The organism is Bradyrhizobium mercantei, from assembly GCF_001982635.1.
Classification (GTDB): domain Bacteria; phylum Pseudomonadota; class Alphaproteobacteria; order Rhizobiales; family Xanthobacteraceae; genus Bradyrhizobium; species Bradyrhizobium mercantei.
The window spans coordinates 201,529-222,462 of sequence record NZ_MKFI01000005.1 but is presented as its reverse complement, the minus strand read 5'-3'; the positions used below and the strand labels follow the sequence as shown (position 1 = coordinate 222,462).

The following is a 20,934-nucleotide window of genomic DNA, read 5'->3' as shown; positions in this document are numbered from 1 at the left end:
GGTCTCCTTCAGCTCCCCTTGGGTAGCCCGGTCTCCGCGCCGGGTTCAATGCAGCCGGCCATGAGGGCGAAATGACCGGCTTTTTGCTTGACGTTACCGCCTTCGGGCGGCGACAACCCAGCCGCATTTTGGCGCGTGGTCCGCAAGGCGGAGGCCGGTTCGCTTCCCGGTTCTTCCCGCCAGGCCATGCTCCGCTCAAGCGCAGGAATTGACCGTGTCCGACCTCGCAACGCTCGAACAATCCATCCTCGACCAGATCGCCTCGGCCGCTGACGAAGCCGCTCTCGAGGCGGTGCGGGTCTCGGCGCTCGGCAAGAAGGGCTCGATCTCGGCCTTGCTCGCCACCCTCGGCAAGATGTCGCCGGAGGAGCGCAAGACCGAGGGCGCGAAGATCAACCTCGCCAAGGATGCGGTGACGCAGGCGCTCGCAGCCAGGCGCGACGTGCTGAAGGCGGCCGCGCTCGATGCGCGCCTCGCCGCCGAGACCATCGACGTCACGCTGCCGCTGCGCGAGGCACCGGCCGAGACCGGCCGCATCCATCCGCTGAGCCAGGTGTTCGACGAGGTCAACACCATCTTCGCCGACATGGGTTTTGCGATCGCCGAAGGTCCCGACATCGAGACCGACGATTACAACTTCACCAAGCTGAACTTCCCGATCGGGCATCCTGCTCGCGAGATGCACGACACCTTCTTCTTCAATCCGAAGGACGACGGCTCGCGCATGCTGCTGCGTACCCACACCTCGCCGGTGCAGGTGCGCACGATGCTGAGCCAGAAGCCGCCGATCCGCATCATCTGCCCGGGCCGCACCTATCGCATCGACTCCGATGCGACGCATACGCCGCAATTCCACCAGGTCGAAGGGCTCGTGATCGACAAGGGTTCGCATCTCGGCCACCTCAAATGGATCCTGCACGAGTTCTGCAAGGCGTTCTTCGAGGTCGACCACATCAACATGCGGTTCCGGCCGTCGTTCTTCCCGTTCACCGAGCCGTCGCTCGAGGTCGACATCCAGTGCCGTCGCGACAAGGGCGAGATCCGCTTCGGCGAGGGCGAGGACTGGATGGAGATCCTCGGCTGCGGCATGGTGCACCCGAACGTGCTGCGCGCCTGCGGCATCGATCCCGACGTCTACCAGGGTTTTGCCTGGGGCATGGGCCTCGACCGCATCACGATGCTGAAATACGGCATCGCCGATCTCCGCCAGCTGTTCGAGAACGACGTCCGCTGGCTCAACCATTACGGCTTCAAGCCGCTCGACATCCCGACCATCGCGGGGGGATTGAGTTCGTGAGTCTGGTTCTCCTTGACCCACGGCGCGCTCTCTCCGTTCCCTCCCCCCTTGCGGGGGAGGGAGCCCTACCGCCGGCGCAAGTAGTCAACACCAACAAGAACCGAGGCATGCAGCCGTGAAGTTCACCCTCTCCTGGCTGAAGGAACATCTCGAGACCGACGAGCCGCTCGACAAGCTCGCCGACAAGCTCACCATGATCGGGCTCGAGGTCGAGAACATCGAGGACAAGGCGAAGGCGCTTTCGCCGTTCACCATCGCGCGCGTGATCTCGGCCGAGCAGCATCCGAATGCCGACCGGCTGCGGGTCTGCATGGTCGACACCGGTGACGGCGGCGCGCCGGTGCAGGTGGTGTGCGGTGCGCCGAATGCGCGCGCCGGGCTGATCAGCGTGTTCTCGCCGCCCGGCACCTACATCCCCGGCAAGGACATCACGCTCGGCATCGGCACGATCCGCGGTGTCGAGAGCCGCGGCATGCTGTGCTCGGCCGCCGAATTGCAGATCTCCGAAGACCATGACGGCATCATGGAGCTGCCGACCGACGCGCCGCTCGGCAAGGGCTATGCTGACTGGGCCGGGCTCGGCGATCCCGTCATCGAGATCAATCTGACGCCGAACCGGCAGGACTGCACCGGCGTGCACGGCATCGCGCGCGATCTCGCCGCCGCCGACATGGGCAAGTTCAGGGATCCCGGCATCAAGCCGATCAGGGGCGAATTCGCCTGCCCGGTCGAGGTGAAGGTGGAAGACGCCACGCTGTGCCCGGGCTTCGCGCTACGGCTGGTGCGCGGCGTCAAGAACGGTCCGTCGCCGGAATGGCTGCAGAAGCGGCTGACCTCGATCGGCCTGCGCCCGATCAACGCGCTGGTCGACATCACCAACTTCATGACCTACGACCGCGCCCGCCCGCTGCACGTGTTCGACGCCAAGAAGGTGCAGGGCAACCTCACCGTCCGACGTGCCAGGGACGGCGAGACGCTGCTGGCGCTCGATGGCCGTACCTACACGCTCGACAGCAACATCTGCGTGATCGCCGACGAGCACGGCGTCGAATCGCTCGCGGGCATCATGGGCGGCGAGGCCTCGGGCTGCGACGACAACACGACAGACGTACTGATCGAATCGGCGCTCTGGAACGAGATCAACATCGCGCAGACCGGCCGCAAGCTCGGCATCAATTCGGACGCGCGCTATCGCTTCGAGCGCGGCGTCGATCCGGCCTTCATGGTGCCCGGGCTCGAGCTCGCGACCAGACTGGTGCTGGAATTGTGCGGTGGCACGCCGTCCGAGAACGTCGTGGTCGGCAAGCAGTTCGGCGAGGATCGCATCATCGATTTCCCGCTCAGCGAGGTGAAGCGTCTTGCCGGCATCGAGGTGCCGCTGGTCGAGGTCAAGCTGATCCTCACCCGGCTCGGCTTCATGCTGGCCGGCAACGGCCCGGTCGTGAAGATCGCAATCCCGTCCTGGCGCACCGACGTGCAGGGCAAGGCCGATATCGTCGAGGAGATCGTGCGCATTGTCGGCGTCGACAAGGTGCCGATGACGCCGTTCGAGCGTGGCGAAGAGCCGCGCAAGCCGGTGCTGACGCCGATGCAGCTGCGCACCCGCCGCGCCAAGCGCGCGCTCGGGGCCCGCGGCATGGTGGAAGCCGTCACCTGGTCGTTCATCACCAATGATGCGGCAAAACTGTTCGGCGGCGGCCAGAGCGAGCTCGTGCTCGCCAATCCGATCGCAGCCGACCTCTCCGACATGCGGCCGAGCCTGCTGCCCGGCCTCGTCGCCGCCGTTCAGGCCAATATCAATCGCGGCACTTCCGATGTCGCGCTGTTCGAGGTCGGCCAGGTGTTCCGCGGCGACAAGCCCGAGGACCAGCTGGTGGCAGCTTCGGGCGTACGCCACGGCTACGCCTCGTCGAACGGGCTGGGACGGCACTGGACCGGCTCGGCCACGGCGGATGCGATGGATGCCAAGGCCGACGCCTTCGCCGTGCTGGCGGCCGCCGGCGCGCCGATGCAGGCGCTGCAGATCGTGCCGGGAGGGCCTGCCTGGCTGCATCCCGGACGCTCCGGCACCATCCAGATCGGGCCGCAGAATGTGCTCGGCTGGTTCGGCGAGTTGCATCCGCGTGCGGCCGAGGCGCTCGGCGCCGACGGCCCGATGATCGTGTTCGAGGTGATCCTCGAGCGTATCCCGCAAGGCAAGCAGCGGGCGACGCGCGCCAAGCCGGTGCTGGAGCTCTCGGCATTCCAGACGGTGTCGCGCGATTTCGCCTTCATCGTCGATCGCAGCGTCAAGGCGGGCGACATCGTCCGCGCGGCGCAGAACGTCGACAAGAAGCTGGTCACTGACGTCACCGTGTTCGACGTCTATGAGGGCAAGGGCATCGATCCCGACAAGAAGTCGATCGCGATCGCGGTGACGATCCAGCCGCGCGAGAAGACCATGACCGACCAGGAGATCGACGCGGTTGCGGCCAAGGTCGTCGCCGAGGTGACGAAGAAGACCGGCGGCACGCTGCGGGCGTGACGCCGCAAAGTCGCACGGAGCGAACACCGTCACCCTGAGGAGCGCGCACTTGCGCGCGTCTCGAAGGATCGACGGCCCGTCTGTGGCCGTGCATCCTTCGAGGCTCGCTTCGCTCGCACCTCCAGCGACGAAGGCAAAGCCTTCGCACGGGGATGACGGGTCCAATAGAATGGCCTTTCGGCATGAGTGCAATTTTCGCGTAGCTAGTTGAACCTCATTGCCTTCCCATGACCTCCCTCACCCTCATCCCCTCCGACATCTCGACCAGCATCGCGCTTGCGATCTGCGCGATCGCGTTTGTATCGGGCACGGCACGCGGCTTCTCGGGCTTCGGCTCGGCGCTGATCTTCATGCCGCTGGCGAGCAGCGTCGCGGCGCCGCGGCTGGTGGCGGCACTGCTGCTGATCATCGACTTCGTCGCTGCGACGCCGCTGCTGCCGAACGCCTGGACCCATGCCGATCGCAAGGCCACCGCCGTGATGGTCGCCGGCGCGCTGGTCGGCGTTCCCATCGGCACCTATTTCCTGACCGTGCTCGAGCCCGTGACCACGCGCTGGATCATCTCCTGCTTCGTCGCGGCGCTGCTCGTGCTGCTGCTGTCGGGCTGGCGCTATCACGGCAAGGACCACACCGCGCTCTCGATCGGCGTCGGCGGCCTCTCCGGCTTCTGCAGCGGCCTCGCGCAGACCGGCGGCCCGCCGATCGTCGCCTACTGGCTGGGACGCCCGATCTCGTCGGTGATCTCGCGCGCCAACATCGTGCTGTTCTTCGGCGCCTCGGATTTCTTCTCGCTGGTCAGCTACTGGTTCACCGGATTGATCACGATCGAGTCGGTCAAGTTCTCGCTGATCGTGGGTCCGATCTACGGCATCGGCGTCTGGTTCGGCGCCTCGCTGTTCGGCAAGGCCAGCGAGCAGGTGTTTCGTGCGATCTGCTATGCACTGATAGCGGCCGCCGTCATCGTCGGCCTGCCGGCGCTTGATGGCATTTTGCGCGGCGGCTAGGTTCGCAGCAGTCAAAAAAGACCCGGGAGAGAAACGATGATCGATCGCCGCAATGCGCTGAAACTGGCGCTCGGTAGCGCCGCCATGCTGGCGGCGCCCGTGGTGCGCGCGCAAAATGCGAAACCGCGCACCCGCATCGTGTTCCTCGGCACCAAGGGCGGACCGCGCGTCGGCATCGGCGCGTCCAATCCGGCCAACCTCGTCGTCGTCAACGACACGCCCTTCGTCATTGATTGCGGCATGGGCGTCAGCCGCCAGCTGGTCAGCGCCGGCGTGCCGATCCCATCGGTGAAGTACATCTTCATCAGCCATCACCATTCCGATCACAATCTCGAATACGGCAATTTGTTCTACAACGCCTGGGCGGCCGGCCTCTCGACGCCGATCCATTCGTTCGGTCCCAAGGGCATCGAGGCGATGACAAAGGAATATTGGGAGCTGAACAAGTTCGACGTCGAGACCCGGATCGAGGACGAAGGCCGGCCCGATCCGCGAAAGCTCCTGATCGCGAAAGACATCACCGACGACGGCGTGGTGCTGAAGACATCAGATGTCACCGTCACCGCGTTCCGCACACCGCATCCACCGATCACGGACAACTTCGCTTACAAGTTCGAGACCCCCGATGGCGTCATCGTGTTCTCCAGCGACACCGCCTACAATCCGAAGCTTGCCGAGTTCGCCAAGGGCGCCGACGTGCTGGTGCACGAATGCCTTTACATTCCGGCGGTCGATCGGCTGGTCGCAAAGACCAAGAACGGCGCGACCCTGAAGAAGCATCTGCTCGACAGCCACACCTCGACCGAAGACGTCGGCCGCATCGCAGCCGCCGCCGGCGTCAAGACGCTGGTGCTGAGCCATTTCGTCCCCGGCGACGATCCGCAAGTGACCGACGACGACTGGACCAGGGACGTGAAGACGAATTTCAAGGGCCGGATCGTGGTGGCGAAGGATCTGATGGAGCTGAAGCTGCCGGTGTGAGGCCCTCGTCATTCCCCGGTCCGCAATTGTGCACCTGAGGGCATGCGAAGCAGGAATGCAGTCGCGCCTCAAACCCCGCTGTCATCGCCCGGCTCGACCGGGCGATCCAGTATTCCAGAGACAGCCGTTATTCTGCCGATGGTCCGCGGCGTACCGGGTCACCCGGTCCCGTCTACGCCAAGACTTCGACGGGGCTTGCGGTCTTAGGCGCGCCGGAGCATCAGCGGAGGCGGCAAGCCGGGTGACGACTGAACGGGTTCCTGGCAGGTGCCCCGCCCTGGCCACTCCTACCCCGCGGCGGCGGTAAGGCATGAGCATTTGGCAGACCCCAACCCGTTGACCCCGCAGGCGCTTTTGTGGCCTAGTCCGCCGTCCCCGGATGGGACCCGAAAACCACCCAAAGCCACTAAAATCCCTGCGATTTCATGACCGCCGAACGCTACAACGCCCGTGAATCCGAACCCCGCTGGCAACGCCTGTGGGACGAAAAGGCGATCTTCGCCTCCAAGAACGACGATAAGCGGCCGAAATACTACGTCCTCGAGATGTTCCCCTACCCGTCGGGGCGCATCCATATCGGTCATGTCCGCAATTACACGCTCGGCGACGTGCTGGCTCGCTTCATGCGCGCGAGGGGCTACAACGTGCTGCATCCGATGGGCTGGGATGCGTTCGGCCTGCCGGCGGAGAATGCCGCGATCGAGCGCAAGGTGGCGCCGAAGGCCTGGACCTACGACAACATCGCGGCGATGAAGAAGCAGCTGCGGTCGATCGGGCTGTCGCTCGACTGGAGCAGAGAATTCGCGACCTGCGACCCCAGCTACTACAAGCATCAGCAGAAGATGTTCCTGGACATGCTGGCCGCCGGTCTCGCCGAGCGCGAGAAGCGCAAGCTGAACTGGGATCCGGTCGACATGACCGTGCTCGCTAACGAGCAGGTGATCGATGGCCGCGGCTGGCGCTCGGGCGCTGTTGTCGAACAGCGCGAGATGAGCCAGTGGGTCTTCAAGATCACGAAATACTCGCAGGAGCTGCTGGAGGCGCTGGATGGCCTCGATCGCTGGCCCGACAAGGTGCGGCTGATGCAGCGCAACTGGATCGGCCGCTCCGAGGGCCTGCTGGTCCGCTTCGCGCTTGATGCGGCCACCACACCGGCCGGCGAGACCGAGCTGAAGATCTTCACGACCCGGCCGGACACGCTGTTCGGCGCCAAGTTCATGGCGATCTCGGCGGATCATCCGCTGGCGCAGGCGGCTGCCGCCAAGAACCCCAAGCTCGCGGAGTTCATCGCCGACATCAAGAAGATCGGCACCGCGCAGTCGATCATCGACACCGCCGAGAAGCAGGGTTTCGACACCGGCATCAAGGCGGTGCACCCGTTCGATCCGAGCTGGAAGCTGCCGGTCTATGTCGCGAACTTCGTGCTGATGGAATACGGCACCGGCGCGATCTTCGGCTGCCCGGCGCACGACCAGCGCGACCTCGACTTCGTCAACAAATACGATCTCGGCAACGTGCCGGTGGTCTGCCCCGAGGGCCAGGACCCGAAGACCTTCGTGATCACGGATGTCGCCTATGACGGCGACGGCCGCATGATCAATTCGCGCTTCCTCGACGGCATGACCATCGATCAGGCTAAGGAAGAGGTCGCGAAGCGTCTGGAAGCAGAGCTGCGCGGCAATGCGCCGGTCGGCGAGCGGCAGGTGAATTTCCGCCTGCGCGACTGGGGCATTTCGCGTCAGCGCTATTGGGGCTGCCCGATCCCGGTGATCCACTGTCCCAAGTGCGACGTGGTGCCGGTGCCCGACGACCAGCTGCCGGTGACGCTGCCGGAGGATGTGAGCTTCGACAAGCCCGGCAACGCGCTCGACCATCATCCGACCTGGAAGCACGTCAGCTGCCCGAAGTGCGGCGGCAAGGCGGTGCGCGAAACCGACACGATGGACACCTTCGTGGACTCGTCCTGGTACTTCGCGCGCTTCACCGACCCGTGGAACACGACCGCGCCGACCACGCCCGCGGTCGCCAACCGGATGATGCCGGTCGACCAGTATATCGGCGGCGTCGAGCATGCGATCCTGCATCTGCTCTACAGCCGCTTCTTCACCCGGGCGATGAAGGCGACCGGCCACATCGACATGAGTGAACCATTCGCCGGCATGTTCACCCAGGGCATGGTGGTGCACGAGACCTACCAGAAGGCCGACGGCTCTTGGGTCACGCCGGCCGAGGTGAAGGTCGAGATCGCCGGCAATGACCGCCGCGCGGTGCTGCTGGCGACCGGCGAGGACATCGCGATCGGCCCGATCGAGAAGATGTCGAAGTCGAAGAAGAACACCGTCGACCCCGACGACATCATCGCGAGCTATGGCGCCGACGTCGCGCGCTGGTTCATGCTGTCGGACTCGCCGCCGGATCGCGACGTGATCTGGAGCGACGAACGCGTGCAGGGCGCCTCCCGCTTCGTGCAGCGGCTGTGGCGGCTGGTCAACGAATCGGCCGAAATCGCCAAATCCGCCCCCGCGGCCCGGCCGGCAACCTTTGGTCCCGAGGCGCTGGCGTTGCGCAAGGCGGCTCATGGCGCGCTCGACAAGGTCTCGTCCGGGATCGAACGGCTGCATTTCAACGTCTGTCTCGCCCATATCCGCGAATTCGCCAACGCGCTGTCCGAGGTGCTGGCGAAGGGCGACAAGCCGGCGGCCGACATCGCCTGGGCCGTTCGGGAAGCCGCGACCATCCTGGTCCAGCTGTTTTCGCCGATGATGCCGCATCTGGCCGAGGAATGCTGGGTGGTTCTGGGCCAGACCGGGCTGGTCTCCGAGGCCGATTGGCCGCAAATCGAACGCGATTTGCTGGTCGAAGACAGCGTGACCCTCGTCGTCCAGGTCAACGGTAAAAAACGAGGTGATGTTACCGTGCCACGCACCGCCCAAAATGCGGATATAGAGGCTGCCGTTTTGGCGCTCGATGCGGTAAAAGCCGCCTTGGGCGGCAAAGCCGTCCGCAAGGTGATCGTGGTGCCCATGAGGATCGTCAATGTTGTCGGCTAGGATTGGGATCGCCGCCCGGCTCGTGGCCGTGGCCGCCTTGGCCGCGCTGACGGCCGGATGCTTCCAGCCGATGTACGCCGAGCGCACCCTCGACGGCCAGTCGTCCGCCCTGCGCGAAAAGCTGATGGGCGTCGAGGTTCCGCCGGTCGACAAGCCGAACGCCTCCCGCGAGGCCCGGGTCGGCGTCGAGGTCCGCAACGCGCTGGCCTTCAAGCTCTACGGCACCGCGACCGGTCTGCCGCCGACGCACCGGCTGGTGCTGCGCTTCAACACCAGCCGCTCCTCGCTGATGATCGACCCGACCACCGCGCTGCCGACCAGCGAGAATTACGGCATCGACGCCCAGTTCAACCTGATCGAGATTGCGTCGAACAAGTCGGTCATGACCGGCACCACCTTCTCGCGCGTGTCCTATGACATGCCGGGCTCCTACCAGCGCTTTGCCCGCGCCCGCGCCTTCCGCGACGCCGAGGACCGCGCGGCGCAGGAGATCGCCGACAACATCCAGACCCGGCTCGCCTCCTTCTTCTCCACCGGAACCTGATCGCCGCATTGGCAGCACTTCGCGGAAAAGAGATCGACAGTTTCCTCGCCCGGCCTGACGCCGGCCGTCCGATCATCCTGCTGTACGGTCCGGACCTCGGCCTGGTGCGCGAGCGAGCCGACGCGCTGATGGCCTCCGCCGTCGACGATCCCAATGATCCATTCTCGCTGGTGCGGCTCGATGGCGATGAGCTCGCCGCCGAGCCGTCGCGGCTGGTCGATGAAGCGATGACGGTGCCGCTGTTCGGCGGCCGCCGCGCCATCCGCGTCCGCGCCGGCTCGCGCAATTTCTCAAGCGGCGTCGAGACGCTGACCGAGACCCCAGCGTTGAAGGATTGCCGCATCGTGATCGAAGCCGGCGAGCTCAGGCCGGAATCGCCGCTGCGCAAGATCTGCGAGCGCGCCAAGAACGCGGTGGCGATCGGCTGCTATCCTGACACCGAGCGCGATCTGACCAAGCTGATCGAGGACGAGTTAGGGGTGTCGAATCTGCGCCTCGCCGGCGATGCGCGCGCGGTGCTGATGTCGCTGCTCGGCGGCGACCGCATGGCCTCGCGCAACGAGCTGCGCAAGCTTGCGCTGTTCGCGCATGGCAAGGGCGAGATCACGCTCGACGACGTGATGACCGTGGTCTCCGACGCCTCCGAGCTGAAGCTCGATCCGATCGTCGATGGCGCCTTCGCCGGCAACGCCGCGCTGGTCGAGAGCGAGTTCACGAAAGCAATGGTCGCCGGCACGTATCCCGGCGTGATCATCTCGGCCGCGCAGCGCCAGGCCGCGTGGCTGCACAAATCGGCGCTGGCTATCGCGGACGGCACGCCGGCGTCGACCGTGCTCGAAGGCGGATTCCCGCGGCTGCACTTCTCGCGCAAGCCGGCGGTCGAGATCGCGCTGCGCAACTTCACGCCGCCGCGGCTGGTGAACGTGATCGACCAGCTCGCGACCGCGGCGCTCGACATGCGCAAGCAGGCCTCGCTCGCCGCCGTGATCGCGCAGCGCGCGCTGCTCTCGATCGCGGCGAATGCGAAGCGGCGGGGGTGAAATCGTTATGCCTTGGGGTCGTCATTGCGAGCGAAGCGAAGCAATCCATCGCTCCGCGCATGCGGACAGGTGGATTGCTTCGTCGCTGACGCTCCTCGCAATGACGGTGGAAGCAACCTACGCGGGCTAACCGCCCTCGAGCCGCCGCACCACCTCGTCGAGCTGCTCGAGGTTGCGGTAATTGATCTGGACGGTGCCGCCGGGATCGCGGTGGCTGACGGTGACGGCGAGGCCGAGCGCGTCGCTGACGCGCTTCTCCAGCGCCAGCGTGTCGGCATCCTTGTCGACCTTGGCCGCACTGCCGCTGCGCGCCTTCTGCGGCTTGCGCTCCGGCACGCCCTCCTCATGCGCCAGCGCCTCGGCCTGACGGACGTTGAGGCCTTCGGCGACGATGCGCTTCGCGGCCGTGAGCGGATCCGGCACGCCGATCAGCGCACGGGCGTGGCCGGCGGAGAGATCGCCCTTCGAGATCAGCGCCTGCACCTCTGCGGGCAGCTTGGTCAGCCGCATCATGTTGGCGACATGGCTGCGGCTCTTTCCGACGATCTTGGCGATGTCTTCCTGGCTGCGTTTGAACTCGTCGGCGAGCGCGTGATAGCCGAGCGCCTCTTCCATCGCATTGAGATCTTCGCGCTGGACGTTCTCGATGATCATGATCTCGAGCGCATCGGAATCGGAGACCTCGACCGGCACGATCGGCACTTCGTGCAGCCCGGCGAGTTGCGAGGCGCGCCAGCGGCGCTCGCCGGCGATGATCTCGTAGCGATCCTGCGCGCCCTTGATCGCGCGCACCACGATCGGCTGGATCACGCCGCGCGCCTTGATCGAATCGGCGAGCTCGCCGAGCTCGGCATCGGCGAAAGTACGCCGCGGATTGCGCGGGTTGGCCTTGAGGAATTCGATCGGCACCTTGCGCTGGTTGCGCGGCCGCTCGACATGCGCGGCAGCCTCGCCGCCGACATCTCCGATCAGGCTTGCCAGCCCGCGCCCCAGTCGCGAACGCGCTTCATCGGCCATAGTTGCGAGCTCCCTTGGATTCACGCGCAGTACTCCAGACTTGAATTTCAGAATCGCAGGATGGGCCGCGCGCGGCGAAACCCATCACTCTCGTTAAGTGCCGCGATGGGGTTCGCTTCGCTCCACCCATCCTACGCACTTCCATCAGTGCGCGCGCAGCTCGCGCTCGCGCTGGATCACTTCGGTGGCGAGCTTGAGATACGCATCGCTGCCGGCGCATTTGAGGTCGTAGACCAGGACCGGCTTGCCGTAGGACGGCGCCTCCGAGATGCGCACATTGCGCGGGATCATGGTCTCGTAGACCTTGTTGCCCATGAACTGGCGCACGTCGGCAACCACCTGGTTGGAGAGGTTGTTGCGCGAGTCGAACATCGTCAGCACGATGCCGTGGATCGACAGCGTCGGATTGAGCGTCGAGCGCACCTGCTCCACGGTCTGCAGCAATTGCGACAGACCTTCGAGCGCGAAGAACTCGCATTGCAGCGGCACCAGGATCGCGTCCGATGCCGCCATCGCATTCACCGTGAGCAGGTTGAGCGAGGGCGGGCAGTCGATCAGCACGTAGGTGTAGTCGGCTTCCGGCGACACATTGTTGTTCAGCCCGGCGATCGCATCGCGCAGCCGGAAGGCGCGGCCCGGCGTGGTGCCGAGCTCGAGCTCGAGGCCGGAGAGGTCCATGGTGGAGGCTGCGATGTGCAGCCGCGGCACCGCGGTCGCGACCACCGCATCGCGCAGCGGCGCTTCGCCGATCAGCACGTCGTAGGTCGAGCAGTTGCGGCTGCGGCGATCGATGCCGAGCCCGGTCGAGGCGTTGCCCTGCGGATCGAGATCGACGATCAGGACGCGCTCGCCAATCGCAGCGAGTGCGGTGCCAAGATTGATCGCTGTGGTGGTCTTGCCGACGCCGCCCTTCTGGTTGGCGAGCGACAGGATACGCGGCTGGCCGGGCGGCTGGGACGTCCTATCCTCTTGATAAACCTCGTCCATCACAGTCATACCAAAATACCATTTGCTCGTGCGGAGTCCCCTAGCGCCGCTCGATTGACCCGAGTTCGACGATCCAGCCCTGTCCGCCGGTCCGGCTGGAGTGTAGCTTTGGCCCAATATTCCAATATTTAGTGGCCTCGGTCAATTCGGCCTCTACATCTTGACCCTTCAAAAACAGCGCCTTGGCGCCCTTTTTGACCCACGGCTCCGCAAAGCCGATGAGTTGATGTAACGGAGCCAGCGCCCGCGCGGTGACGCAATCGATCGGCCCCGCGATTCTATCCACAGTATCCCCGATGTCAGCCAGATGCACCGTCCCCGGAGACGCCGTCACGCGGATCGCCTCGCGCAAGAATGCGGCCTTCTTGGCGATTCGCTCAACCAGATGAATCCGTGCCCCGGGGATTTCGGCCAGCGCACAGGCGAGCACGACGCCGGGGAAGCCGCCGCCGCTGCCGAGGTCGACCCAGGACTTCGCGGTCGGCGCGAGGCTGAGGAGCTGCAGCGAATCGGAGACGTGGCGAGTCCAGAGATTCGGCAGCGTCGACGGCGCGACGAGATTGGTCTTGGCCTGCCATTCGAGGAGGAGGGCGATGTAGCGATCGAGCCGCGCCTCTGTTTCACGTGAAACAGGGGTGAGGGCGAGGGCCGCGGCCTTGTCCTTGAGTGAGACGCTGAGTTCGGCGGATTGTGGAGCTGGAGCCATTCTCTGGAATGCCGGTCGAGCTCGTCATTGCGAGCGAAGCGAAGCAATCCATAGTGCCACCTGCGGAAGCGATGGATTGCTTCGTCGCTTCCGCTCCTCGCAATGACGCGGCCGCCGTTTCACGTGAAACGTCAGGCGGTGGCCTTGGCCGATTTCCGCCGCGCCTCGCGCCGCAGATAGGCGGCCAGAATTCCCAACGCCGCCGGCGTCATGCCATCGATCCGGCCCGCCTGCCCGACCGTCCGCGGCTGCGCCTTCTGCAGCTTGACACGCGCCTCGTTCGAGAGACCGGGCACGTCGGCATAGTCGACATCGGTCAGGACCAGGCCCTCGTCGCGCCGGAAGGCGTCGACGTCGGCGGTCTGGCGCTTCAGATAGACATCGTATTTGGCGTCGATCTCGAGATGCACCGCGATCGCGGGGTCAATGGCCGACAGCTCCGGCCAGATTGCCTGGACCGCCGGCCATTCGATCTCGGGATAGGCCAGCAATTCAAAGGCGGATCGGCGATTACCGTCGCGATTGAGCGCGAGCCCGTGCTTGGCGGCCTCATTCGGCGTGATCGCAAGCGACTTCGCCAAGGTCTTGGCCGCATCCAGCGCCGCCATCTTGGTCCGATGACGTTCCGCACGAGCCGTCCCGACGCATCCGAGCGCTATGCCCTTGTCGGTCAGCCGCTGGTCGGCATTATCAGCCCGCAGCGTCAGCCGGTACTCGGCGCGCGAGGTGAACATCCGATAGGGCTCGGTGATCCCGCGGGTCACGAGGTCGTCGATCATCACGCCGAGATAGCCGTCAGCGCGGTCGAACACGACCGGCTCGGTGCCGCCGGCAGCCAGAGCGGCATTGAGGCCAGCAACGATGCCCTGCCCCGCCGCCTCTTCGTAACCCGTGGTGCCGTTGATCTGACCTGCCAGGAAAAGCCCGCGCAGACGCTTGGTCTCGAGCGTCGGATCGAGCTCGCGCGGATCGACATGGTCGTATTCGATGGCATAGCCCGGCCGGACCATCTTCACCCGCTCGAGGCCGGGAATGCTGGCGAGGATCGCGAGCTGGACCTCTTCCGGCAGCGAGGTCGAGATGCCGTTCGGATAGACCGTGCTGTCGTCGAGCCCTTCCGGCTCCAGGAAGATCTGATGCCCGTCGCGATCGCCAAAGCGGACGATCTTGTCCTCGATCGAGGGACAATAGCGCGGTCCGGAGCTCTTGATCTGGCCGGAATACATCGGCGAGCGATGCACATTGGCCCGGATCACCTCATGGGTCGCCGGCGTGGTCCGGGTGATGCCGCACTGGATCTGTGGGGTCGTAATCCGGTCGGTCATGACCGAAAACGGCTCCGGCGGATCGTCTCCGGGCTGCATTTCGACCGCCGACCAGTCGATAGTGGTGCCGTCGAGGCGTGGCGGGGTCCCGGTCTTGAGCCGGCCAAGCACAAAGCCTGCCCGCTCGAATGAGGCAGACAGGCCCATGGCCGGCGCCTCGCCGACCCGGCCCGCCGGCCAGTTCTTCTCACCGAGATGAATCAGACCACGCAGAAAGGTCCCGGTCGTGATGACGACGGCGCCCGCCGAAAGCTGGCGGCCGTCGCCCAGCCGAATGCCGGTCACGCGCCCATCAACGACGATCAGCTCATCCGCCTCGCCTTCGATGACGCTGAGGTTCGCGGTCTCGGTGATCGCGGCCTGCATCGCGGCCGCATAGAGCTTGCGGTCGGCCTGCGCCCGGGGCCCGCGGACCGCCGGACCCTTGCGCCGATTGAGCATGCGAAACTGGATGCCGCCGGCGTCGGCGACCCGGCCCATCAGGCCGTCCAGGGCGTCGACCTCGCGGACCAGATGGCCCTTGCCAAGCCCGCCGATGGCGGGATTGCAGGACATCGCACCGATGGTCGCAAAACGATGAGTCACCAAGGCCGTCTTGGCGCCCATCCGCGCAGAAGCGCTCGCGGCTTCGCAGCCGGCATGGCCGCCGCCGATGACGATGACGTCAAATGAGTCTGCCCTGGAAGTCATGGCGGGACTTCTATCGTGGAGTGATGAAAGCCGGAAGAACGAAGTTGAGCTGGCCAGTCTGAGACCGGATCGTCCCAGCGAAATATGGATTGCTTGGGTGGGCTCGCAATGACGGGCGAGATTGTTTCACGTGAAACAGCGCGATCGTGCGGCGCCAATTGTTTCACGTGAAACGAGCGGGGGCCTTAACCAACCAGAAACCATGTTTCACGTGAAACAGCTCCGGTCTCATCTACTTCCCGACGCAGAACTCGCGGAAGATGACATCCAGGATGTCCTCGACATCGACCCGGCCGAGCAGACGGCCGAGTGAAGTGGCGGCCCGGCGGAGCTCCTCGGCCGCCAGCTCCTCGCCCTGCCCGACCACATCGATGCAGCGTTGGAGCGATTCAACGGTCTCCTGGAGCAACTGGCGCTGCCGGGTCCGGCTGATCAAACCGCCTTCGCTGGTTCCAAAATAGTCATGGGCGAAACCGACCAGTGCGGCAATCAGCTCTGAGAGGCCATCGCCGCGGGCGGCCGAGATCCTGAATTCGGGCTGGCTGCCTCCCTCACCCGGCAAGGTCCGGACAAGGTCGATCTTGTTTCGCACCAGCCAGGTCGGCACCCCGCCGCTATGGCCGGCCTTTGCGTTGCCATTGTCGGCCAGCCAGAGCACGAGGTCGGCCTCAGCGGCACGGGCCCGGGCGCGACGAACACCCTCCTGCTCCACAGGGTCGCTGGTCTCGCGGATCCCGGCGGTGTCGATGACCGTAACGGGATAACCGTCGAGGTCGAGCTGCACCTCGATCACGTCGCGGGTGGTGCCGGCATGCGGCGAGACGATCGCGACCTCGCGCTTGGCCAGCTGATTGATCAGGGTCGATTTGCCGACATTCGGCGGACCGGCGATCGCGACCACCAGACCGTCGCGCAGCCGTTCACCTTGGCCCTGCCCCGCAAGCACGTCCTTGATCTCGTCATGCAGCGCCCGAATCCGCTCGAGCGCCGGCGCGATCAGTTCCGCCGGCACATCGCCCTCGTCGGAGAAATCGATGCCGGCCTCGAGCAGCGCCGACGCCGAGATGATCCGCTCGCGCCAGTCACGCGCACGATCGCCGAGCAGCCCCTTCAACTGGCGCAGCGCCTGACGCCGCTGGCGATCCGTATCGGCGTGGATCAGGTCGTCGAGACCTTCGGCCTCGGTCAGGTCGAGCTTGCCGTTCTCGAATGCCCGCCGGGTGAACTCGCCGGGCTCGGCCGGCCGCACATTGTCGAATGCCGCGATGGCGTCGAACACGGCCGACAAAACCGCGCGCCCGCCATGGACATGAAATTCGGCGACGTCCTCGCCGGTCGCACTCGCCGGACCAGGGAACCAGAGCACGACCGCGTCGTCGATCGGCTGGCTTTTCGAATCGCGTAGCAGCGCCCGGGTCGCCATCCGCGGCGGCGGCGTTTTGCCCGCCAATCCTCCAATGACCGATTCGGCCATTGGACCAGACAGCCTGACAATGGCGATCGCGCTCGGTGGCCGTCCGGAGGACAATGCGAAGATGGTCTGATCGCGCGGATGCATCGCCTATTTCCTCCAGCAAATCGGCAAACGCAATGCCGCTTCGGTTTCGCAGGCAGCACCGCAATATGCTGCGATGCAGCATGTCGGATTTCAGTGCGGCATCCTCGCGGCAATTTTGCTGCGCAAATGTCGGCCTTGGACACCGCTATAGGATATAAACATAAACTATATCAGATAGTTATGTGAATATTCAGCGAACCAAACCGGCTCGCCTGATGCTGCGCTCCGCTGCAGCAAACCCGCAGCATGAAAAAGGCGCCCCGCTTGTGCGGAGCGCCCTGTTCTCTTCGGCTCTCTTCGGCTGTGACCTCAGGTGTTCATCGAATCGAAGAATTCCGAGTTGCTCTTCGTGTTCCGGAGCTTGTCGAGCAGGAAGTCGATCGCGTCCATGGTGCCCATCGGATTGAGGATGCGGCGCAGCACGTACATCTTCTTCAGCACCTGCGGATCTGTGATCAGCTCCTCCTTGCGGGTGCCGGAGCGGGCAATATCGATCGCCGGGAAGGTCCGCTTGTCCGAGACCTTGCGGTCGAGGATCAGTTCGGAGTTACCGGTGCCCTTGAACTCTTCGAAGATGACTTCGTCCATGCGGCTGCCGGTATCGACCAGCGCGGTCGCGATGATGGTCAGCGAACCGCCCTCCTCGATGTTGCGCGCGGCGCCGAAGAACCGCTTCGGGCGCTGCAACGCGTTGGCGTCGACACCGCCGGTCAGCACCTTGCCGGATGACGGCACGACGGTGTTGTAGGCGCGGCCGAGGCGGGTGATCGAATCGAGCAGGATCACGACGTCGCGGCCATGCTCGACGAGGCGCTTGGCCTTCTCGATCACCATCTCGGCGACCTGGACGTGGCGCACGGCGGGTTCGTCGAAGGTCGACGACACCACCTCGCCCTTCACCGAGCGCTGCATGTCGGTGACTTCTTCCGGACGCTCGTCGATCAGCAGCACGATCAGATAGCAGTCGGGATGATTGGCGGTGATGGAGTGCGCGATGTTCTGCATCAGCACCGTCTTGCCGGTGCGCGGCGGCGCCACGATCAGTGCGCGCTGGCCCTTGCCGATCGGCGCGACGATATCGATCACGCGGGCGGAAAGGTCCTTCTTGGTGGAATCCTCGAGCTCCATGCGGAAACGCTGATTGGGAAACAGCGGCGTGAGGTTGTCGAAATTGACCTTGTGCTTCGACTTTTCCGGGTCTTCGAAATTGAGCGTGTTGACCTTCAGCAGCGCGAAATAGCGTTCGCCTTCCTTCGGGCTGCGAATATGGCCTTCGATCGTATCGCCGGTGCGCAGGCCGAAACGGCGGATCTGCGACGGCGAAACGTAGATGTCGTCGGGGCCGGGCAGGTAGTTCGCATCGGGCGAACGAAGGAAGCCGAAGCCGTCGGACAGCACCTCGACAACGCCTTCACCGATAATGTCTGTCTCGGCGATCGCGAGCTGCTTGAGAATAGCGAACATCAGCTCCTGCTTGCGCATGGTGCTGGCATTCTCGACCCCGTTCTCTTCCGCAAACGAGACGAGCTCGGCCGGCGTTTTCGATTTGAGGTCCTGGAGTTTGATTTCCCGCATTGGGGTCGTCCTGTGAGGAAGTAGGTAGGGAAGGGGTGCGAGGTGGCTATGGAAAAAGCGGACGCCAAAGGAAGGTCCGCAGGTCTCAGCCAGGAAAGTGCCGTTTGGGCTTTCAAACCTGATGCGGCGCCGGCCCGAAAAGAACCGGAACGCGACCACATCCGCCTGCGTGGGGTGGGATAAATCCTATATAGAAAATCGATTCGCCCTTCGCAAGAAGGACTGAAGCATGCGTCCTGGACATCGCGCTGTCTAGAACGGCTTCACGACCACCATGATCACGATCAGGATCATCAGGAGTGTCGGCACCTCATTGATAATACGATAGAATTTCTGGGTTCGCTGATTCCGGTCGGCGGCGAAATCTTTCACGCAGCGGGACAAAAAGCCGTGGATACCCGACATGATCAGCACAAGCATGAATTTGACGTGAAACCAGCCCGATAGGTACCAGTGTCCGGCCCAGACCAGATAAAGCCCGGCGAGCCAGGTCACGATCATCGCAGGGTTGATGATCGCCTTCAAAAGCCGCCGCTCCATGACCTTGAAGGTCTCGGACTGCTTCGAGCCGGCCTCGGCCTCGCAATGGTAGACGAACAGCCGCGGCAGATAGAGCATGCCTGCCATCCAGGAGATGACGGCAATGATGTGCAGCGCCTTGATCCAGTCATACAACATCGCAGCGATGCCTTTCTGGGAACAGCTCGTCAGGGAACAACTCGGGCGGGCTCAGCCTTGCGAGCAAAGCTTCGCAAGCGAGGGACGGATACATATCCGCACACACGGCTCTCCTAAACCTAATTAATTTTAGAATCTAAGGTTTGAGTCTTAATGGCGGTGAATTTGACTCATGCAAGCCGGTCCAGCGGTTCTTGCCGGCTTGTTCACATCCCTCAACATTTTGGCGGGCAGGGGCGGATATCCGGAATCTGTCGCGGGACTCAATTGGTTGCGCAGCTCTGTGGCCAGCTTATGAAGAGACAAATCCACACCGGTTCACTATCATCCTGCCGGTGACGTCGACTTATCCTTTCGCGAGGTGCTGTGAAGAAACGGATGAGATATTCACGGGCCGGGCGGCGGACCCGGATTCTTCTCCTCGACCTCCACAGGGATTCACAGGATAGACAGGGGCTCTGGTGCCGACGACTTCCAATTACTTCCACCTGCATCTGGTGTCTGATTCGACCGGCGAGACGCTGATCACCGTGGCGCGCGCGGTCGCCGCGCAATACGCCAACGTGACCGCGGTCGAGCATGTCTATCCGCTGGTGCGCAGCCAGAAGCAGCTCGATCGCGTGCTCGACGAGATCGAGGAATCACCCGGCATCGTGCTGTTCACGCTGCTGGAGAAGGATCTGGTCGGCCGGCTCGAGGGCAAGTGCAAGGAGATCAACGTTCCGAGCCTGTCGATCATCGGGCCGGTCATGCAATTGTTCGAGGCGTATCTGGGTGCCGCGACGACCGGCCGCGTCGGCGCGCAGCATGTGCTCAACGCGGAATATTTCAGCCGGATCGACGCGCTGAACTACACGATGATCCATGACGACGGTCAGCATGTCGAAGGCCTCGAGGAGGCCGACGTCGTGCTGGTCGGGGTGTCCCGCACCTCGAAGACGCCGACCTCGATCTATCTCGCCAACCGCGGCATCCGCACCGCAAACGTGCCGCTGGTGCCGGGCATTCCGCTGCCGCACCAGCTCGAGACCCTGAAGAAGCCCCTGGTGGTCAGCCTGCATGCGACGCCCGAGCGCTTGATCCAGGTCCGGCAAAACCGCCTGCTGACGATGGGCGACCGCGACAACGACACCTATATCGACAAGCAGGCGGTGGCCGACGAGGTCGCGTTTGCGCGACGACTGAGCGCGAAATTCAACTGGGCGCTGCTCGACGTGACGCGTCGCTCGATCGAGGAGACCGCGGCCGCGATCATGAAGCTCTACAATGACCGCCAGCGCGCGCGGCCGCCGGAGTGATCGCCACATCATGAGTATCTGGCGCGGCCCACAGAAGCTGATCCTTGCGTCGCAAAGCCGTGCGCGAAAAATGCTGCTGGAGAATGCTGGTCTCGAGTTCGAGGCGCTGCCGGCCGATATCGATGAACGCGCAGTGCAGAAAAATTCCGGGCTTGCGGCGCCCGGCGAGATCGCTTCGCTGCTGGCGCGCGAGAAGGCGCTGTTCGTCTCCAGGCAGAAGCCGGGTCAATATGTCATCGGTGCCGATCAGACGCTGGCGCTGGGGCAGCTCATGTTCAGCAAGCCCGCCGGCCGCGTGCAGGCTGCCGAGCAGCTCGGCCGGCTCGCCGGGGAGACCCATGAATTGCATTCCGCCGTCGCGGTTGCCCGCGATGGCAAAACCCTGTTCGACGATGTGAGCGTGGCCGGCATGACCATGCGGCGGCTCGCCGCCGGCGAGATCGAGGCCTATCTCGACCAGGCCGGGACGGCGGTGACGACCAGCGTCGGCGCCTACCAGCTCGAAGGCCTCGGCGTGCATCTGTTCGAGCGGATCGAAGGCGACCATTTCACCATCCTCGGCCTGCCGCTATTGTCGCTGCTGGCGTTCCTGCGTGGTGAGAAGCTGCTCGCGGTGTAATGTTGAGGCGCGACGGAGAGATACTGAACCGATGTTGATGC

At 64.5% G+C, this 20,934-nt stretch carries 16 protein-coding genes; 9 read left to right on the top strand and 7 right to left on the bottom strand.

The window, feature by feature from the left end; genetic code table 11:
- Positions 1–214 precede the first annotated feature (214 nt).
- The 7 genes from pheS to holA all read left to right on the top strand — a co-directional run bounded on the left by pheS (position 215) and on the right by holA (position 10,440).
- Positions 215–1,297: a phenylalanine--tRNA ligase subunit alpha gene (gene pheS / locus BI327_RS23745; RefSeq protein WP_076864254.1), complete on the top strand. Its 1,083-nt coding sequence runs from the start codon at positions 215–217 to the stop codon at positions 1,295–1,297.
- A gap of 115 nt (positions 1,298–1,412) precedes the next feature.
- Complete coding sequence (gene pheT, locus BI327_RS23740) at positions 1,413–3,821, top strand: phenylalanine--tRNA ligase subunit beta (RefSeq protein WP_076863522.1); 2,409 nt, start codon at positions 1,413–1,415, stop codon at positions 3,819–3,821.
- Between the two features lie 227 nt (positions 3,822–4,048).
- On the top strand, positions 4,049–4,825 hold the full coding sequence (locus tag BI327_RS23735; protein ID WP_076863520.1) for a sulfite exporter TauE/SafE family protein: 777 nt from the start codon (positions 4,049–4,051) through the stop codon (positions 4,823–4,825).
- A 36-nt stretch (positions 4,826–4,861) separates the two neighbouring features.
- Positions 4,862–5,806 carry an MBL fold metallo-hydrolase gene (locus BI327_RS23730; protein WP_076863518.1) on the top strand — a complete coding sequence of 315 codons (945 nt, stop codon included), beginning with the start codon at positions 4,862–4,864 and terminating at the stop codon, positions 5,804–5,806.
- Positions 5,807–6,231: 425 nt separating this feature from the next.
- The gene (gene leuS / locus BI327_RS23725; protein WP_076863516.1) at positions 6,232–8,856 is read left to right on the top strand and encodes a leucine--tRNA ligase; all 2,625 of its coding nucleotides are present in this window, start codon (positions 6,232–6,234) and stop codon (positions 8,854–8,856) included.
- Positions 8,843–9,400: an LPS assembly lipoprotein LptE gene (gene lptE / locus BI327_RS23720; protein WP_076863514.1), complete on the top strand. Its 558-nt coding sequence runs from the start codon at positions 8,843–8,845 to the stop codon at positions 9,398–9,400. Before leuS ends, lptE begins: the two co-directional genes overlap by 14 nt.
- A gap of 8 nt (positions 9,401–9,408) precedes the next feature.
- Entirely contained in the window at positions 9,409–10,440 is a 1,032-nt protein-coding gene (holA, locus tag BI327_RS23715; protein ID WP_076863512.1) for a DNA polymerase III subunit delta, read from the top strand.
- A 126-nt stretch (positions 10,441–10,566) separates the two neighbouring features.
- Here holA and BI327_RS23710 read toward each other — a convergent pair whose 3' ends face one another.
- The 7 genes from BI327_RS23710 to hemJ all read right to left on the bottom strand — a co-directional run bounded on the left by BI327_RS23710 (position 10,567) and on the right by hemJ (position 18,973).
- Complete coding sequence (locus BI327_RS23710; protein ID WP_076863510.1) at positions 10,567–11,457, bottom strand: ParB/RepB/Spo0J family partition protein; 891 nt, start codon at positions 11,455–11,457, stop codon at positions 10,567–10,569.
- Between the two features lie 144 nt (positions 11,458–11,601).
- On the bottom strand, positions 11,602–12,453 hold the full coding sequence (locus BI327_RS23705; protein ID WP_076863508.1) for a ParA family protein: 852 nt from the start codon (positions 12,451–12,453) through the stop codon (positions 11,602–11,604).
- A 31-nt stretch (positions 12,454–12,484) separates the two neighbouring features.
- Positions 12,485–13,150 (bottom strand): 16S rRNA (guanine(527)-N(7))-methyltransferase RsmG, encoded by a 666-nt coding sequence (rsmG, locus tag BI327_RS23700; RefSeq protein WP_076863506.1) that lies wholly within the window; start codon positions 13,148–13,150, stop codon positions 12,485–12,487.
- Positions 13,151–13,281: 131 nt separating this feature from the next.
- The gene (gene mnmG / locus BI327_RS23695; protein WP_076863505.1) at positions 13,282–15,165 is read right to left on the bottom strand and encodes a tRNA uridine-5-carboxymethylaminomethyl(34) synthesis enzyme MnmG; all 1,884 of its coding nucleotides are present in this window, start codon (positions 15,163–15,165) and stop codon (positions 13,282–13,284) included.
- 232 nt (positions 15,166–15,397) lie between these two features.
- The gene (mnmE, locus tag BI327_RS23690; RefSeq protein WP_076863503.1) at positions 15,398–16,723 is read right to left on the bottom strand and encodes a tRNA uridine-5-carboxymethylaminomethyl(34) synthesis GTPase MnmE; all 1,326 of its coding nucleotides are present in this window, start codon (positions 16,721–16,723) and stop codon (positions 15,398–15,400) included.
- Between the two features lie 309 nt (positions 16,724–17,032).
- Positions 17,033–18,298: a transcription termination factor Rho gene (gene rho, locus BI327_RS23685; RefSeq protein WP_021078151.1), complete on the bottom strand. Its 1,266-nt coding sequence runs from the start codon at positions 18,296–18,298 to the stop codon at positions 17,033–17,035.
- A gap of 252 nt (positions 18,299–18,550) precedes the next feature.
- Positions 18,551–18,973: a protoporphyrinogen oxidase HemJ gene (gene hemJ, locus BI327_RS23680; protein ID WP_076864253.1), complete on the bottom strand. Its 423-nt coding sequence runs from the start codon at positions 18,971–18,973 to the stop codon at positions 18,551–18,553.
- A gap of 464 nt (positions 18,974–19,437) precedes the next feature.
- Between hemJ and BI327_RS23675 the strand changes: the two genes are divergently transcribed.
- Together BI327_RS23675 and BI327_RS23670 are read left to right on the top strand one after the other, a co-directional pair.
- Positions 19,438–20,274: a pyruvate, water dikinase regulatory protein gene (locus BI327_RS23675; protein ID WP_050425362.1), complete on the top strand. Its 837-nt coding sequence runs from the start codon at positions 19,438–19,440 to the stop codon at positions 20,272–20,274.
- A 10-nt stretch (positions 20,275–20,284) separates the two neighbouring features.
- Positions 20,285–20,893, top strand: coding sequence for a Maf family protein (locus BI327_RS23670; protein WP_076864252.1), 609 nt, complete (start codon positions 20,285–20,287; stop codon positions 20,891–20,893).
- Positions 20,894–20,934: the final 41 nt, after the last annotated feature.